The sequence below is a fragment of the Mycoplasma marinum genome (assembly GCF_004335975.1).
GTDB classification, from domain to species: domain Bacteria; phylum Bacillota_I; class Bacilli_A; order Mycoplasmatales; family Metamycoplasmataceae; genus Mycoplasma_K; species Mycoplasma_K marinum.
Window position 1 is genome coordinate 1 of the sequence record NZ_PSZO01000009.1, and the last position, 18,088, is coordinate 18,088.

The 18,088-nt window shown below is 26.6% G+C and carries 13 protein-coding genes; 6 read left to right on the forward strand and 7 right to left on the reverse strand.

Going from position 1 to position 18,088, the window contains the following annotated elements:
• Positions 1 to 104 precede the first annotated feature (104 nt).
• Positions 105 to 1,799, reverse strand: a complete 1,695-nt coding sequence (locus tag C4B24_RS02340) for a gamma-glutamylcyclotransferase (protein WP_168388325.1) — start codon at positions 1,797 to 1,799, stop codon at positions 105 to 107.
• Positions 1,800 to 2,634: 835 nt separating this feature from the next.
• On the opposite strand from C4B24_RS02340, the gene C4B24_RS02345 reads away from it, so the two are divergent.
• The 3 genes from C4B24_RS02345 (at position 2,635) to C4B24_RS02355 (ending at position 7,235) form a co-directional block, all read left to right on the forward strand.
• Positions 2,635 to 3,129 carry a hypothetical protein gene (locus tag C4B24_RS02345; protein WP_131598979.1) on the forward strand — a complete coding sequence of 165 codons (495 nt, stop codon included), beginning with the start codon at positions 2,635 to 2,637 and terminating at the stop codon, positions 3,127 to 3,129.
• Positions 3,130 to 3,441: 312 nt separating this feature from the next.
• Positions 3,442 to 5,805: a DEAD/DEAH box helicase gene (locus C4B24_RS02350; RefSeq protein WP_168388326.1), complete on the forward strand. Its 2,364-nt coding sequence runs from the start codon at positions 3,442 to 3,444 to the stop codon at positions 5,803 to 5,805.
• Positions 5,805 to 7,235: a hypothetical protein gene (locus C4B24_RS02355; RefSeq protein ID WP_131598982.1), complete on the forward strand. Its 1,431-nt coding sequence runs from the start codon at positions 5,805 to 5,807 to the stop codon at positions 7,233 to 7,235. The genes C4B24_RS02350 and C4B24_RS02355 overlap by 1 nt, the downstream gene beginning before the upstream one ends.
• A 325-nt stretch (positions 7,236 to 7,560) precedes the next feature.
• Here C4B24_RS02355 and C4B24_RS02360 read toward each other — a convergent pair whose 3' ends face one another.
• The gene (locus tag C4B24_RS02360; RefSeq protein WP_131598984.1) at positions 7,561 to 8,172 is read right to left on the reverse strand and encodes a hypothetical protein; all 612 of its coding nucleotides are present in this window, start codon (positions 8,170 to 8,172) and stop codon (positions 7,561 to 7,563) included.
• A gap of 134 nt (positions 8,173 to 8,306) precedes the next feature.
• Positions 8,307 to 9,689 (reverse strand): ATP-binding cassette domain-containing protein, encoded by a 1,383-nt coding sequence (locus tag C4B24_RS02365; protein ID WP_131598986.1) that lies wholly within the window; start codon positions 9,687 to 9,689, stop codon positions 8,307 to 8,309.
• 567 nt (positions 9,690 to 10,256) lie between these two features.
• Here C4B24_RS02365 and C4B24_RS02370 point away from each other — a divergent pair.
• Positions 10,257 to 11,396, forward strand: a complete 1,140-nt coding sequence (locus tag C4B24_RS02370) for a Fic family protein (protein ID WP_168388327.1) — start codon at positions 10,257 to 10,259, stop codon at positions 11,394 to 11,396.
• Positions 11,397 to 11,667: 271 nt separating this feature from the next.
• Here C4B24_RS02370 and C4B24_RS02375 read toward each other — a convergent pair whose 3' ends face one another.
• The 3 genes from C4B24_RS02375 to C4B24_RS02385 form a co-directional block, all read right to left on the reverse strand.
• Positions 11,668 to 12,147 (reverse strand): hypothetical protein, encoded by a 480-nt coding sequence (locus C4B24_RS02375; RefSeq protein ID WP_131598989.1) that lies wholly within the window; start codon positions 12,145 to 12,147, stop codon positions 11,668 to 11,670.
• Entirely contained in the window at positions 12,116 to 13,498 is a 1,383-nt protein-coding gene (locus C4B24_RS02380; protein ID WP_131598991.1) for an MFS transporter, read from the reverse strand. Before C4B24_RS02380 ends, C4B24_RS02375 begins: the two co-directional genes overlap by 32 nt.
• A gap of 205 nt (positions 13,499 to 13,703) precedes the next feature.
• The gene (locus C4B24_RS02385) at positions 13,704 to 14,513 is read right to left on the reverse strand and encodes a MurR/RpiR family transcriptional regulator (protein ID WP_168388328.1); all 810 of its coding nucleotides are present in this window, start codon (positions 14,511 to 14,513) and stop codon (positions 13,704 to 13,706) included.
• A gap of 290 nt (positions 14,514 to 14,803) precedes the next feature.
• Here C4B24_RS02385 and C4B24_RS02390 point away from each other — a divergent pair, with 290 nt between their 5' ends.
• Both C4B24_RS02390 and C4B24_RS02395 read left to right on the forward strand, forming a co-directional pair.
• A complete protein-coding gene (locus tag C4B24_RS02390; protein WP_131598995.1) occupies positions 14,804 to 15,541 on the forward strand; it encodes a class I mannose-6-phosphate isomerase in 738 nt (245 codons plus the stop codon).
• A gap of 160 nt (positions 15,542 to 15,701) precedes the next feature.
• Positions 15,702 to 16,799, forward strand: a complete 1,098-nt coding sequence (locus tag C4B24_RS02395; protein WP_131598997.1) for an SHOCT domain-containing protein — start codon at positions 15,702 to 15,704, stop codon at positions 16,797 to 16,799.
• Between the two features lie 271 nt (positions 16,800 to 17,070).
• Here C4B24_RS02395 and C4B24_RS02400 read toward each other — a convergent pair whose 3' ends face one another.
• Positions 17,071 to 17,946, reverse strand: a complete 876-nt coding sequence (locus C4B24_RS02400) for an aldo/keto reductase family protein (protein WP_168388329.1) — start codon at positions 17,944 to 17,946, stop codon at positions 17,071 to 17,073.
• Positions 17,947 to 18,088 lie beyond the last annotated feature (142 nt).

An 18,088-nucleotide genomic window follows, 5' to 3' on the forward strand; every position in this document is an offset into this window, starting at 1 on the left:
TTCTTCTTGAAATGTTTTGTCTTTTTTGTTTTTCATAATAAAAACTCCTTTATTGTAATTTTACAACATAGGAGTTACACAAAATTTAATACATTACCTACAGGTTATTCATCAGAATTAACAATACTTTCGTATTCATGTTTTTCTTTTTTGCTTTTTCTTTTTCTTCTAGTTACATCAAAAATCATAAAAATTGATATTAAAACTAAAATCACTACAACAATAGTAAAAATTGTTAGTGTAGCTTCCATGCTTCTCATTTTAAGAACTTCTATCAAGAAAGAAAGCATAAGTCCAGAAGATGATGTTAATGAAATTAGTAACGCGAAGAATTTTATTAATCTCATCTTCTTGTTGTTTTTTCTTTGACTTTCTCTTTGGCTTTTTAATTCAGACTCCGCCTCGATCTTGACTAATTGTTCATCAATCTGAAGTGTTGTTTCAATGATATTCTGAATCCCTAAAATAGGGAATAATTTTTCTTGTAAGCGTTTTGCACTTGGATAAATGAATAAATCACTATTCACAAATGAACTAACTTCCTTGTTGTATCTATAAATACCCTTTATTTCCTCTAATGATTTCTCTAAAGCGTAGTAATTGTCAGGCATTTTATTATGTAATTTTCAAAACTCTTGAAATTTAATAATAAGTTCAAGGTTCAAGGTCTTCTTATAAAGTAATAATTCATACACAAAGATAGTTAAGAATTGATTTAGCATTCTTTCCTTGTAATATGGGTTGTACTCTTTTGGTATTTCAAATATAGCTTGTTGAGTTGCAAAAATTTGAGCAGTCCCATAATTAGCTAAATTATTTTTAATATTTTCGTTAATATCTTTTTCTACAACATCTTTACCAGATTGAGATACACTGATATTTTTCATTAAATCATCAGATAGTTTCTCATATGAATATACAAAGAATTTAGGCATATCAAGAGTTTGTATTTTATTTATTTTGAAAAATTCTTTTAAAGTTACAAGATCTGTTCAACCATTATGAGTTTGGATTTTTATTTTTGTTTTATTGGTAAATATATCCCTACATAGAGTATCGATATTAATAGTCAAATTTAGAAATTGTAGATATGCAAATCCATATTCAGGATTTCTACTATCAAAATTCTTAAAAGTGAACTTCGCATTATGCAGACTACCTTCATGTTCCACTTTCATATTTAGGCAATATTGTGCAAAATCATCATATTTAAATGTCTTAATTAACTCATCTTCAAATGTTGTTTTCATTACATCGTCAAAATCTTTAATAAAAGCTTGGTCAAGTAAATATTTATTTTTAAATGTTTCTTGTATTGGTTCTTTAATTGAAAAAGAAAACATCCCAATTAAGTCACCAAATTTGAAGTTGTGTGTTTCGGTATTTACATCTGCAGCAAATTCCCTAACTTCATTTAGAAACATTTCTCTAGCTTCTTTTTTGACGGTTGTTTTTTTATCTAAATGTTTTTTAGACTTACCAATTGGTTCTTTATTATATACAATGACTTCTACTGACTCTCCCTTTGCTGTTTCAGCAATCATATTGTACTTTTTATACATAGGAACACTCTCCCATTGTTCACACTTAAACAACTCTTCAAGAGTTACTTCCATTATTGTTCCTTCAACATCTCTTTTTTCATCTTTTTTAATACAAAGATATGGTGTTTCATCAGAATATTTACCATATTGTTTTAAAGTGGCTTTTGTACCTTGCTTAATTTTTCCAAAAACAATTTTTTGGATTTCTGGTTCTTGAAAAGTACCATAACTAAATAGTTTATATTTTTTATTCATAATACTAATTTTAACATAACACCATACCATTAAATGGATTAACAAGTATTCTGAACTAATGCCATAAAATGCTTTTCATGAATAGAATAAAGACATTATTAATGAAGATAAATTAGATGATTTATTTTGTAGTTTCTATGGGTAACTATAAAGGACAATACTTAGTGTTATTAAATAAGTATATGAAATAACAAAAGGGTATTTAAATCTGTAAATTTTAAAGATCAAAACTCTCAAAACAAAAGATAGATATCAACAATCATTCAATTATTAAATTAAAGAATAGATATATGTATTTATCGATAAAATCAATGATAAATAAAGAGAAAACCAAAACTAAGAGTGTGTGATTTAGAGTAATTCAAAGTGTGAATTTATAATATTTTTATGAAGTTAAGAATGTATATAAGATAAAAAATACAAGCCTTCTTTATGGGGTGCATATTTTAGTAAATTAACTAATTTTATATAGATGTTTAAAGTTTCAATATTTAATAATAAATAATGGCATCAAAAAGAGAAAGTCATAATAAAAAAACACACTAACATGGATTTTGTAAAAAAAATATATGATCCAATTGAATGCAACACCGTCGCTAATGATACTCTTTATATTTGTGCCAACATTAAAAGTAATCACACTTATATTTCCCATGTTAACTCTAAAGAGTTGTGTTTATATTTATTACCTTTAAATATTTTATTTGAATCTTTCTACTCTTCTTTAGGTTTTATTTTTTTAACTAAATATGTATAATTAATTTGGATAGAAACGAATAACTCAACTGCTTGCAGTCGGGTTTTTATACGCTTTTATTCAGAAAGGAGGCCTACAATGTCTAAAAAAATAAACAAAATTTATAATGAAATGAAAAAGAAAAAACCACAAGGTTTTCCATGCTTTTCAGTATTGGACTTAGATGACGTTTTAAGTAATGTAACATGAAATGAAAAAGGAAAAATAAATAAACAACACTTAAGACATAAAAATCATGCCGAATTCTTATCACTAGAAAAAATAAGAAATACAAAAGCTAAGAAAATTGTAATTTATCAAACATTTTTGCCATGCTTTCATTGCTTAAATGCAATTAAGCAAACAGGGAAGAAAGTAACTTTCATTTATTTGTTTGATCCTTGAAAGAAAAAAATAAAAAAACACTGAAAAGGTGGAAAGATTACTTTTCATAGAATACAACCAACAAAACAAAATCAAGCTTTTATTGATTACAATTGAGAACTTATAAAAGCAAGATATAAAAAGCCAAGTCATAAAAACTCATACAAGAAAATTTCTAAGTTATATGGAAAATTCGATAATATGAAGTAAAAATAATGGAATATAATTAAAGTGTTCACAATGAACAGTGCATTGGGCCGCACTTAAAATAAAATTAAGATTAAAGATGATTTTTTTGACATAACCACCAAAAGAGGTGAAGAGCTAAAAGCTAATAAAAAAGGTATAATTATTCTGGATAGATAAAGCCCAAGCAGGTTATTCGTTTCTATCCAAAAATAGCGGATAATTTGCCCCACTTCAAGTGGGCTTTTTTATTTCCTTTTAGTTAAAAGAAAGGATATATGAAAATATACATAAATAATTTCTCTTTAAGAAGAGAAATAGAACAAGAAATAAATGATGACAAAGATAGTAAATGATTTTTTTTGACATAAGTTAAATAACACACTCATTTCTTCAGGGTTGAAAGCAAACATTTATACAACGGAAGAAGAGCCAGAATGAAATACAACTTATGGAATAAAGATAGGCTTAAAAAGGTTGGTTTTAGTCATAAAGATAAAAGGTAAATTTTTACACTTGAAAGGTAATTTAAATTTTAACGAAAGAATTAACGGTGTGGAATTTTGAGTGGCAAACTTCTCTTTACACGGTAAAGATATATCTCGCAATGGTATTACTGTTATGTTAGAAGATGCATTTACTGACATAAATGAATTCCAAGAATTAATAGAGGAATTAGCTCAAAAGCCTGGCTTTATCTTGAAAGCAGGAGACACAACAAATATACTTTCCGCAATTCAACTTTACAAAGAGATGGATGATTATAAACAAGAAAATCAATCATATTATTGACCAATAAATAGTTTCAAACAAAAATCAATATTCTTTGTTGATAATAAAAATATTTCAACTGAAAAGATTGAAAAAATCAAAGGTATGAACAATACTTTTGTAGACAGTAGCCAATTAAATAAATTAGCAGAGGATTCGTATGGAAAAGAAGTTATTCTCTTTGAATCTAAGCCACTTAAAGATATGAAGAATGCTTCAAAAACACTTAGAACAATTCTTAGAGATGGTGGAAAATTAATTTATTCAAGCACTAAAGATAAAGAAGCGCATAACGCCACATTAAAACTAATTGACTTCAATATTAAAAAAATAAATAAAAATGAATCTATTGTTAGTTTGATGGTGGATGCAAAAGATCTTATTTTGGATGAAGAGCAAATGTTTTGTATATATGATAGATTAAGTTACATTAAGTCCAATACAATGCTTAGTGTTGTAAGAGACATTAAGGCTAGAAGACTCAACAACAATAATCTATTTGAATATTTATTCAATAATGGAGAATTTAATGAAGTTGGAAAAATTGATGATTGAATTATTGATCAAAGACAAGCAAACAAACATCTTCAAATTTTAAATAAAGAACAAAAGCGAGCATTCAATTTAGCAATTGATAATCATCCAATAGCATTTATACAAGGTCCTCCAGGAACAGGTAAAACCTTTACAATAACTGAAATGTGCAAATATTATGCTTCAATTGGAAAAAGAGTATTAGTTTCTTCACAGACAAATGTTGCAGTTGAAAATATTATGGAGAATTTAATGAATGATCTTGAATATCGTGATTTATGTGTTAAGGCAGATTCTGGTAAAAGTGATTATTCGCATGAAAAGATTGACAGATTATACTCCAATAAAATTAAGGAAATGTTAGACCTTGAAGAACTTGACTTATCTTATGTCAATTTCAAAGATTTAATCGCTAAATCTATGGTTATAGGTTCAACAACAACATCTTCTTCATTAAGAAATAGAATTTGAGATGGATTTATGTCTAAGATCGATGTTTTAATAATTGATGAAATAAGTAAATCATCAGTACCAGAATTGATTAGATATGTCGTTAACTCTAAAAAAGTTATTTTTGTAGGAGACCAAAGGCAATTAGCTCCTCTAGATGATTTTGTAGATTCAGATATACAAAAAAGGTATTCTGATTTAGATTTAAAAATTATCAAAGAATATATTTCTGTTTCCATCTTTGATAAATTATTCAATGATGCAAATAAAAATAGAAGAGCAATAATGCTCAAAGAAAATAGACGTTCTGTTAGGGGTATTCTTGATGCTTATTCAACATTCTATGGAGATGAGTTAATAGCCACTAGAGAAGATAATGATTCTAAAATAAAATGAAAAGGCAAACCATATTATCCTTTCACATTCTTGGCCATGAATGGCTCAAGAGAGGAGAACGTAGGAACTTCAAGAAAAAATATTCTAGAGGCACAATATATAGATACATTGCTAAATGAATTAGGTGATGAAATAGAGAACTCTCAAGAACTTTCAGTTGCAATAATAGCAACTTATGGAGCACAAGTTAAAACCATCAAAGATAACGTTACAACAATTAAACATGAAAGACAAAATTTTAAGTCTATAAAAATAAATACAGTTGATGCCTTCCAAGGAGATCAAGCAGACATAGTTATTGTCTCAACGGTAGTTTCAGACATAAGTAATAGAAGTATCGGGTTTATTTCTGACTACAGAAGACTTAATGTTGCAATTTCAAGATCAAAAGATTTAACTTTTGTTTTAGGCAATGACAGCATCCTAAGAAGTGTTGTTATGAAGTACGATAGTCAACAAAGAATGTTCTTTGGTGAAATCTTTAAGAAGATGAAGAATGTTGATTTAGCAGGTTACAAAAATAATATCATTCTCAAGAAGGTGGTTTAATGAATAAGTTAACATATACAACGGATTTAAATTCATATAAATTTGAAGCAGAGATTGAATATAAGAAATATATTCCAAAATTTATTTTAGATTTAAGTAAAAAGGCCTTAGAAAATCAAAAAAGTATTGCTGATTATATCAATTCAAAGGGTTTGATTGAATATAATCAAATTTATACCATTATTAAAAGAGGCTTCGAAAATTTTGAAGAGATTTTGAACTTCCAAGATAACGAATTACAAAAAATATTAGATAACAACTTCTTGATTAAAAGAATTAATATTACAGGCAAGGTAGAATCTTTATCCCCAGTTGTAAATAAATTCAAAATAGTTACTGATGAGTTGGATTTTAGTTTATATAATGAAGACGATTTAAATGAAGAACTTGAAGTTAATTTCAAAAGAAATAACCCCGATTGCTTTGATGCAAAAATTATCAATATATATAAAACGGAAGAGAAGAAGAAACCAACAAAAATATTTTTCAGCATCAAAGATAATGAAATTATTTGTTTTGATGATGAAGTCAATTATGATTTCATTAACTTCCAACAATTAAAAATAGAGAATAACTTATGTGATAATGAACTTAATAGCAAAGATGTGGTTGATTCAAGTTATAAATTCTTATCGGTTAAAGTTGCCGATAGCTTTAATATAAATTCACAATATAGTTCAGTGGTTATCAAGGATGCAACAATTATTTTTACAGAATTTGTAACTTGGAAAAACTTACCAATGTACAAAACTAGTGTAATTAGAGATGGTAATTTTAAAAAAGATACCACCATTTATAAAATTGTCTTGAAACTTTATAAGGAAGGGGATATACAAATTAATAACTTTATATTCATGTCTTTCCTTTTTAATGAGTTTGACATAAGGGATAGATTGGTAAGTGGTGATTTATTAAATAAAATATTAATCAATAATGATAACTTTAGAAAAATATTATTGATGGATATTGATCTGAAATTACCAACAACAATAAATATAGATTTAGCATCCAAAATATTAAAGAACGCTTCGACCATTCAAGTCCCTATTATTTTAAAAAAATTAACAAAAGATGTACGCAATAAAATGACTTCTTTCTCACTTATTAAAAGACTCCATAATTTGAATCCAGAATATCTTTCTGAATTCCAATGAAAAGTTTATAAGGATGGGCAAAAACGTATGGAAATATTGAACAAGGATTATGCATCAGCTATTTCTACTATTGTCACTTCAGGAATTAGAGAAAGAATTAAATCTTTTAATAAGACTGAACTGAAAATGATCGGTGGCAAAAAAACTAAACAATGATTAGATAAGAAAATTGGTCATAGCAAAGGTAATGAGGTTATTAATGAAAAAAGTCTTGATCAGGCTAAAAAAATCATTTCAAAATTTAATGAAATAATCTCATCGAGAAAAGCCAAATAATTAATAAAGCAAGTGGTGTAATCACGTTAAAGAAAAGTTAAACCAATAAAGGGTTTAACTTTTTTAAATTTAAATTTAAGGTGTTGCACTTAGAGATAAAAGAATATTAAGAGAAAACTAATATTTTGTTCTTCAAATAATTACACCTAAGAATTCCAAGTGGTTTGATAACTAAAAACAAACGGAATTCAAGTCAACGAGCACTAAAAATGAAAAGTCCTTCATAGATTTTCCATATCTTTTGTGCCTCTTATCTACATTTGCAAAACAATTAATTTAAAAAATCTAAAAATATTAAGTGTTGCAAATATAAATTTTTTTGCATTTAATTTTTTGCCGGTATTGAAAACCTTTTCTGAACCTTGTAAGTAACCACAAATAAAATAATTGAAACAATTAAAGTTACAAGATATAATATTACACCTCACGCTAAAGATCCACTATAAATGTTTGCCGCTAAAAATTGTGTTGAAATAATAATGATAACAATGAAGCTGCATACAAAGTAGTATGCAATTTTTTTGAAACTACTTGAACTTAATTTAAAAAAATTAATGGATATTTTCTTTTTGAATATTGCTTCAATAATAACAGTAAGAATAAATGTTCAAAATAATAAACCAGAAAGAATCTCTACTCAACTAAGTGAATCTATTGTATTTTCAATCACAACTTTTACAGGGGCAATATTATCATAAATAAATAATTTACATAATAATGATTGAGTAAATATTAAGAAAAACAATAGAAATCCTATGAATAAAATTTCTATTAAACTAATTTTTTCGTTAATCAAATAAGCACAAGCTAAAATAACTTGTAAAATAGAAATATATATTATTGCTGAATTGTCTTGTAATAAAAAAACAACAATTGATAAAATCATAAATAATCCAGCAATACACATCTTTATGTATTTTTGTTTAATTATAGCCATCATACCCTCCCTTAGTTTAATAAAATGCTTTTTAGGTAACATCCTTTTTAAAATTATACAACTCTTTATCTATATATATCGCCTCTACAAATTAATGAATTAAACAACTATATTGATATTCTGTAAATTTAATCTTAAATAACATCTTCAATAGAGAATAAATTGGAAGTGTATTTTATATCCTTATTTTTAATTAATATTTTTGTATAGTTTTCATAAAAATCAACTATTTTTTGGCTATGAGTTATAAAAATCTTTGTAGCGTTAGTTTGATATTTTTCTAATAATTCCAATAATAAATTAGTCATATCTGCAGTTAATGATTTTTCAAATTCATCTATTAACAATAAATCAAATTCTCCAAAAATCATTGATAATGCTTTAAAAATCTGCTTTTGACCTCCTGATAATTTAGATATTTTTTGATTAGATATTTCCTTGAAGTTTTCTTCTAATTCTGCCATTATTTCTTTAGTATTTTTTGAAATATTTTTATTGTTTTTAATTACTTGTTCAATTATCTCAAGTGGCTTATAGTGTTCGAAAACATTTATATTGTCATTCTCTGCAGAAAGATAATATGTTTTTGAATTTTGATTAGAACAGTACCTATACATGTTTTTTAATAGTGTTGTCTTCCCAACTCCATTTGTACCAACTATAATGCTATTTTCTATTTTTAAATTAATATTCTCAACCAATACCCTGTTGGCTACTTGCAAATTTTGCATATTAAATACTTTTATTTCTTTTTGATTATTTGAAATAAAAGGTTGATTTTTGTATTGTAAGAAATAATTTAAAATTCCCATTAAAGATCAAATAACCAATGGGAAAATATAGTAAAAATGGAATGTATTTGTTACTATTGATAAGAATATAGTATTAATTGAAAGCATTGGATTTATAAATGACAATCCATAAAATATATCAATGTGTTCCAAAACTGTTTCAGGCATATAAAAGAATGATGTTGCAACACAAATGATAGGCCCAAAAACTGCGATAAAACGTTTAAATATCTTTATATTATCAGAACCATTGAAAACTTGATTGGAAATAGAAAATCAAAATAATATAACCAATGGCAATAATAAAAGCAATGAGGCAACAAACAATGTTACATAAAGGTTCTTAAATAAAAACCAAGAAAGTATTACATTTGGCAAAATTACAACAAATGAAATTGTGCATAGGAAAAATATTTCCAATAAAATCATTCTCTTTTTATATAAACCCATAGATTTCAAAATCGAAAGATTATTAAACCTGCCGTATACAGGCAATATAACCCTCGAAGTACACAATGGTACAAGTAATAATAAGGCTGGAATTATGACGATTATTCCTTTTTTAATGTGAGTGCCATTGATATTGATTGATATTTGTTTATTACTAATAAATCAAATACCTATAAATATAATTGTTTCAAGAAATACACCTACAAAAAGTGGTAAACTTCCTTTAATTGATTTGTTCAATATATATAGTATTGTTTTTCATTTTTTGTTTTTCATACATCCTCCCTAGAAAATTATTTTAAATACTGCTTATAATTTAAAGCAAATATGATTATCGAATTGAATAACGAAAAGTAATGCAGTAGAAACTATTCTCATCATTAAGAGCATACTTTTTATTTATAAATGTAAATAAAAATAGCACTATTGCCAATACTCCTAATATCACACTCATAGTTTTGTACTCCCTATAAAAATTTGATATAGACAACTTCAATATAATTATACTCTTCAAAATATGGGCGGTTGCTATGATAAAAAAACATACCTTAATACTTGCATCACTTTGAAAAAATCAGATCAAAGCAAGTTGAACCATTACTCAACATTCGGGAAATTAATCACTTCCTTAGATATAAAGCAATACTAATAATCTAGTTTTTGACTACTTATCCTCCTTTAAATAGCTTAAAATATAAAACGTTTTCTGACCATGTCATTGAGACAATAAAATTCATAAACACTTCTCTGTTTAATTGTATAAAGAGTTTATTGGAAGTCATTACCACAACAAACACACAAAACAATCCTATGTGTGTTTGTTGTGTGTTATATAATAAATATATGAAAATATTATCTTACTCAAAAATAAATGAATCACCAACTTCAAGAGAGGTTTCTTTTAAAAGTAATTTGTATACTCACTACAAGGAAGAACCAATTGAAACCAATCTAACAAATCAAGAAGGGACTCCATTTTTATTATTTATTAATGCTATAGAACCTCTAGAGAATAAATTTAATGAATTAATAGATAAGGCCTTGCATTTTAGAGAAGGCGGTGTTTCTGAATACTTAAAACAAGGGTATGTAGTTTCAGAAATAAATTCTTCATTAAGAGCTGAAGGGGTCAACTCTTCAAGGAAAATTGTTGAACAAGTAATTAAAAATAAGCTAAGCGGTAATAAATTAAAAAAAGATGAACTAACTAAACTTATTTCTAATTACTATGATGCTTTATCATTCATAACTAGCAATAAAGAAATTACAGAAAGAAATATCCACACATTATACGGAATGCTAACAGCTGATTTGAGTGATGTAATTGAATTTGGAAAATTATATAGAGAAGGAGACGTAACAATTGGTCAAGATAAAGGTGTGCCTAGTTCAATCATTTCAACTAAAATCAAGGAACTAATCGCTTTTATTGACTCAGGTGCATTGGAAGATAAAATACAAACAAAGGCTATTATTTCACACTACATTTTTGAAAATATACACCCTTATTATGACTACAATGGACGTATGGGAAGAATCTTGCACTTATGAGTTTTAATAAATCACTCAAGGGATGAATTTTGAAAGTTAATTTTCTTGTCGGAATCTATTTATGCATTCAAAGAGAAGTTAGATACAACTTTTAGAAAAATAACAAAAGCCAAAAAACAAAAATCAAATATAGATTTAACTTTCTTTGTTGGTAATTTATATGAAATTTTTATTGACCATACAACTGCTTACATTAAAATGAAAGACATGACAAATGAAATGCCAAAAAAAGCTTCAAGACATTTGCGTTTATTCTTAATAGATCTTTTGTGCTTAAGGGGAGCGGATGGCAAGTGATATGACATAAATGAATTTAAAAAACGTTATCCAGATTATTCTCCAACAGTAAGTAGTAGAGTGTTAAAAGAAATTAGAGACTCTACACTTTTCCAAATTAGAGAAGGAAAACCAATTCAATTTAGATTAAAATAATAGACTTATAATAAAGCATCTTTTACAAAACAAATGCAATAAATTATGTATTGTATAAGATTATGCTAAAAAAACAAATTTAAAGTTTAATCTGCCTATATACAATTTAATATACAGCTTATTTTTTTATAATTTTCAAAGTTTTTTAAGGTTAATCTTTTAAATAATAAAATACTTATAAAATAAGTTTTAATTTCAAAAATCAATACCTTTGAATTAATCATAATAAAAAAATCCCTTATGTTATTAAGGGATAGATAAGTTAATATGTTTAACTTTTTCTTTTATTAATTTTATTTATAAATTTAAATATAGATTCCATTTCACTTTTAGCTTGATTTTTAACTAGCATCTTACTTCAAAGTGTTAATGGTTTTTCGTGAATAAAATTCTTTGTAATTTCTATTTGTAATTTTTCATCATATTCAAAAATATCAAATATAAATTCAACGTGTTGCCTTCCAAACTTAACAACATAAGTTATTTTTTTGTTTTCTTCATATTTAGTAATGAAGGCTTTATTATCGTTTTTTATAATTACTAATCCAACAAAAATATCATCTGTTGAAATGTTGCTAAAAATAAATTGCTTTATTTTATCAAATGCATCAACTCTATCTATTTTTATATTTTTTTTCATATTAATACTAATGAAATCCTTTCTTTTTTCAATTAAAGATTCTTCATAGTCTTCTTTTAATCTTAAGAATTGCTTTTCATTAATTAGTTTCTTGTTCTTTAAGCTCGTCATATTCTTCCTTATATTTACCATCTTCTTTTGGTTGTGGTTTTCATATACGTAATGCTAAGAAAGCAAATCCACCAAGTATACCAATAGCTAAAATAAACCCAAAGTAAGCATTTCAACCATGACTACTTATGATGACACCAGAAATTTTATCACCAATAATAGAGGCACCAACATAAGTTGTTATACCTTTGAACCCAACAGATGTTGCAACAGCACGTTTTGGCGAAAGGTCCATAACAATTGGACCACCCATACTTATAACCATTCAAACACTAAATGATGTAATTATAATACCTGTAAAAATTACAGCCTTATTACCAATTGGAGCCCCTCAAAGAATTCCAAGCCCAACCAATGAAACTAAGGTTGCACCTAATAAAACTCCAAATCTCCCTCTTCCTTTTCTGACCATTATATCAGTAAATCAACCAGCAAATATAGATGCAGGAATACCTATAAATTCAAATAGCATAAATGCAACTTTACCTGCTGAACCTGAAGTTTTTTTATCTCCCAAGTGATGATGATCTTTAATGTATTTAAACATAAAGTCACCAACACCTAATCTAAATACCATCATTGCTAAATATCCACCAACAAATACTCATAATCACTTGTTTTTAATAACTGTCATTACATTGTTTTTAAATGATGATTTAACACCTTGATCTTTAATATCAACATCTTCAATTTGAACATCAAGATATTTTTCAACACGAGGTAAATTAACAACTGAAGGTTTTTCTTTTAATGCAAAGAAACAAATTACAGCTCCAACAATACCAATTATTGATGGGACAAACATATGTCCAATTGCATCATTTGGAATAAAGGCAATTGGAATTACTAAGAATGGTGCTAATCCACCACCAATATTATGAGATATTGATCACACACCCATTCTTGTTCCACGTTCTTTTTTAGTGAATCACGCAGCGAACATACGTGATATAGGAGGGTATCCAAACCCTTGGAATCATGCTACGAATGCAAGCATGATTGTAATGAATATAATATTATCATATGCACCAGAGAATAAGTTTATTATCGATGTCATAAATAATCCAATACACATGAAATATCTGGCGTTACTTCTATCAGCTATATTACCTGATAAAAATTTCGATACTCCATAAGAAATATTGAAAACCATTGCCATTGTACCAAAGTCACTAGCACTAATTGAGGCATTATCTCCATACTCCTTTTTATATGCGTATTTAACGAAATAAAACATTGTGTATGCTAATAGCATAAAAACAAAATTTCAATTACGCCAAAAGGCAAATTTTCTTTTTTCTTCCTTGGACATTTTTTGATTTGTCTCAAGTATTAATACATTTTTTTTCATTTTTTTCTTTCTAATAATGCGTAGACTGCTTTTAGAACAACTACTGGATAAATTATATGATGTCACTTTATTTTCAAATTATTTCAAACATCTTTGAAAATATTTTTAAAAGATGTTTATTTAAAAAAAGAAGAATAAATTTAACAACCATCAAATCAATGGAGTTAAAATTTATTCCTTATTTTTATTAATAACATATATCTTATTATTTACTTTTAACCTTTGCGAATTTTTGAATAAGTTTCTTATTTCACTCGCTATTATTTTCGTATACTCTATCGAAAATTCTATCTAAAATAAATTGAGTTATGTACCATGCCATAGAAGGCAACTCATACGGATCTTGTGAATTTGTTTGAATAAACTCGCCTCCAATATGTTCATTTATTAAATCCATAACATTAGAATTAGGTGTAGATCCAATTGTATATATTGACTGATTTGGAACATTTATAGTTGTAAGTTTATTAATGGCTCCTTTAATATTAGGATTCATACCAGACATAGAAATGAATATGTGAACTGAATTTTTCTTTGGCAATATAAAACCAGTTTCGCCAGCAACTTCGAAATCTTGTGCGCTTATATTGATTTTATTTAACTTTAACCTAAATGCTTGGGCTTGTATCTTTGTGAACGCCTCTCCATAAATAAATATAGAGTCTGAACTTAAAATTTTCTTGGCAACAACATTTATTGCATCTTTATTGATATTTTTATCGGTTCTACTTAATGAATAAATAATTTGGTGAACGACTTCAGAAACTCCATCATATTTAGAAATAGTTTGGTCAATTTCATATCTTAATTTATTTTGAAGTTCTTTTCAACCACTATATTGTATCTTTTGGCAAAATCTTGTTATGGCTGCATTTGAAACACCTATTTTGGCAGAAATTTGTGTAATGCTTTTCAAAAATTCTTTTGAGTTATTTTTATCGTTTATAAATTCATAAATTTTTTTATCGGTTAATGTAAAATCAGCTTTTTTAATACTCATTCTCTCTTTTAGCATGAAAAAATTATACACTTTAAAAATATTTTTATTATATTTTAAAAAAATAAAAAACATTTTTAAAGTGTGATAATTGAAAAGTTATACAGCTAATTTCAAAAAGAAAATATAAAGATAATGTTTTAAAATAGCAATAAAAAAAATAGACATATTATTTAATGTGTGCTTAGTTTTGAAGTGTCTTATAAAAGAAAACAAAAATGCATGTTAATAACACTAAAAATAAAGAGAGGAAATAATTCAATAATATTGTGGTTTATCTTCATATTAATGACATTATTTAAAATTCAATGAAAAAAATAACACCAATTAGACATAATAAAATATGGGGATATGAACTATGGTTGCACTCGCCCCTTGAAAATAATTATACTCATTTAGAAAATGGTGAAAAGACTTACAAAGGTCCACTTGTTAAAATAATAAAAGCAAACAAACCTTTATCTGTTCAAGTACATCCTGATGATATTTTGGCAAAAAAACTAGAGAATCAAAAAAATGGTAAATCTGAATGCTGATATATTTTAGAAGCAACACAAGAATCGAAATTTATTGTTGGTATTTCAACTATAAACAAATCCGAAATAAAGACAGCTTTAGAAAACAAAGATTTTTTAAAACTTCTAAAAACTTATACGCCTTTACAAGGAGATTTTATAAATGTGCCTGCAGGCTTAGTCCATGGTATAGGTAAAAAATCAAAAGTTCTAGAGGTTCAACAACCTTCAGATACAACTTATAGATTTTATGATTATGATAGGTTAGAAAATGGTAAGCCAAGAGAATTACATATAGAGAAATCAATAATTTCTGCAAAAGAACTGGATTGAAAAGTAAGCTCCTCTGAGAAACTTTATAAAAAATATAAGATTAGCAATTATTCAGTATCTATTTTTGAAGATAAAAAAAACTTAAAAATTAATAAAAAATCCATTCTTGTGGATCTTAAAAAAGAAATAGCATACTATGTTAATCCTGGTGATGAAATAAAAATTAACTTTGAAAAATTCGCTTTAATTGAATATTAAGCATTTTTATAGTGATAGCCTTCGGGCATTTTTTTTATTAAAAATAAAAACCGTGTTTAGCTATTGAATTATCAATACTTTTATGCAGCAACTGTGAATAGTGAAAGTTAAAGAAAATACTAAAATAGATTATAATTAACTTAATAAAAAGGCGGCACAAATGAATAAAAATCAAATAAAAAAATATAAAAATTACAAATCAAAAACAATAGCATATACATTAGTATCAATTTTAATTACAGTATTTTTAGTCTTATATAGTAGATTCGATGGTTTTGGAATAGGTTATTGACAAGCTTCACTTTCCATTATATCTATTTTAATAATTATTTTTTCAATATTGGGATTAATAAGTTTTTCTCGTTTAACAAAGGCTTTTGGCGGGCATGTGTCATTGACAATGTGTCATCTATTCCTTTGGGGATCAATGTTGTTGCCTTCATTTTTTACATTATTAGTTATAGATAAAGGTTTCTCTCCCTTAAGCTGAATTTATTTTAATCATTTAAATCCATTGTTAATAATTACAATTATTTTAATTCTTATTGGTTTTGTGGGATTAATAATAGCTGGTGCCACTGTTAGAATGTCAAATAAAAACACGCTTTCAATATCAAGTCTTGATCCAAAGAGGGAAATGCATTCACCTTATTACAAGTCATTGAAGAAGTTGCATGGTTCATCATATACATTTGTGACATGAATAATAGTATTGTTGTTACTGGCTGTTATTTGATATGAAACTCCAATAAAAGAAATTGCTTACAATGAAGAAAATTATTCTAGATTTTTTTCATTGATAGAGATAGGTTTGTGTGGATTAGTAATTTTAATTAAATGAATTATCACAATGGCACATTCGAGTTCTTTGGCAAACCGAGATGGTTTCTTAGAAACTAATAGAGCGGATTTAAAAAAACTAAAACTTTCTTCAAAAATTAATTTATTGGGAATACCATTAGCATTAGCAACAAAAACCGCAATTAAAAACTATGAGGAAAATACAGAGAATATCTCTAATGAAATTAAAGCTTCTAAAAAAACACCAATAAAAGAAATAACTAATGAGTATAGTAATACGTCTTATAAAACCACATCCTATAAAAGTACTTCTTATAATGGTAACGAAGGATCAATCAATTCTTTAAAACTTAAAATTGATAAATTACATGAATTAAAAGAAGCGGGTGTTATTTCACAAAGTGAATACGAAAATCAAAGGAAAGACCTGATAAATAAAATTTTCAATAGCTATTAATAAACGTTTAATAAAGTGTTTATGATTAAAAACAATCAAAGAGTTAACCACCTTAGAAAAATAAAGGGTTAGCTCTTTATTTTTTGTTTATTAAAATATAATAAATACCTACAATTCAAGCATAAACATTACAAAATAATAAGAAAATACTTTCCCTTTACATTTTCTTTAAAGCATAAATATTACCTTAAATTTATAAATGTATGAATCTTATCATTTCAATTAAGTTAATAAAAAAGAACGAGCCTCTGGGCTCAATTCCTTATTTTTATTAATCCGAAAGTCCAAAACCTTTTTCGTATCTTTTTGCTTCAAACATCCCCTCATCTTCACCACGAGTATATTCTTCTAAAGCTTGCTTATCACCATACTCAACCATATCATTAAGAATATTCATTTCTTCATCAGTTAGCTTAATATTAGTAACTCCGAAGTTTTGTATGACTCTTGCAGGTTTAGTAGATTGCGGTAGAATTACATAGCCATTTTGACTTACATATGAAAGTAATATAAGTGCAGGTCCAACATTGTATTTAGCAGCCAATTCATCAATTATTTTTCTTTCTTCATCTTTAAGAGGATATCCTTGGTTATTAAAGTAAGGTCTAATGCTTGAATAACCCATTAACTCAATATTATTTTTCTTGCAGAATGTTTCGAGTTCTATTGTTCTTACCTTAACAGAAGAAGCAATTTGATTGTATTTTGGATACTCCCCAACATCCTCTTTTAATGCTTCTAGTTGCTTAATACCAAAGTTAGAAACTCCAATATTCTTAATTAGACCTTGTTCTCTTGCAACAAGCATTTCTTTATAAGCAATTTCATTTGATTTTCTAGAATCAGAAGCATGTAGCAACATTGCATCTAAATATCCTGTTTGTAATTTCTCTAATGAAACTTTAATGGAATGCGAAGCATGATTCCTATAATTAAGGGGATGTATTTTTGATGTTAATCAATATTCCTCTCTTGGTATATCTAATTTTTTTAGAGCATCCCCAATTGCCCTCTCATTTGAATAAGCTTGCGCCGTATCTATATGCTTGTACCCATTTTTTAATGCAGCAGTTACAATTCCCTCAATAATCTCAGGCTCTTCAATTGTTCATGTTCCCAAAGCGATATTTGGCATTTGTTTAATCATAAATCCACCTCCTAATATATATTTGAATCTATCAATAAAATTATACATTCTAAAAAATTGAAATTTATGATGTTAGATTTAAATATCTTATATTACCATTGGGTAATTTGAAGAATAACCTTAAATAAGTGAATATTGTGAA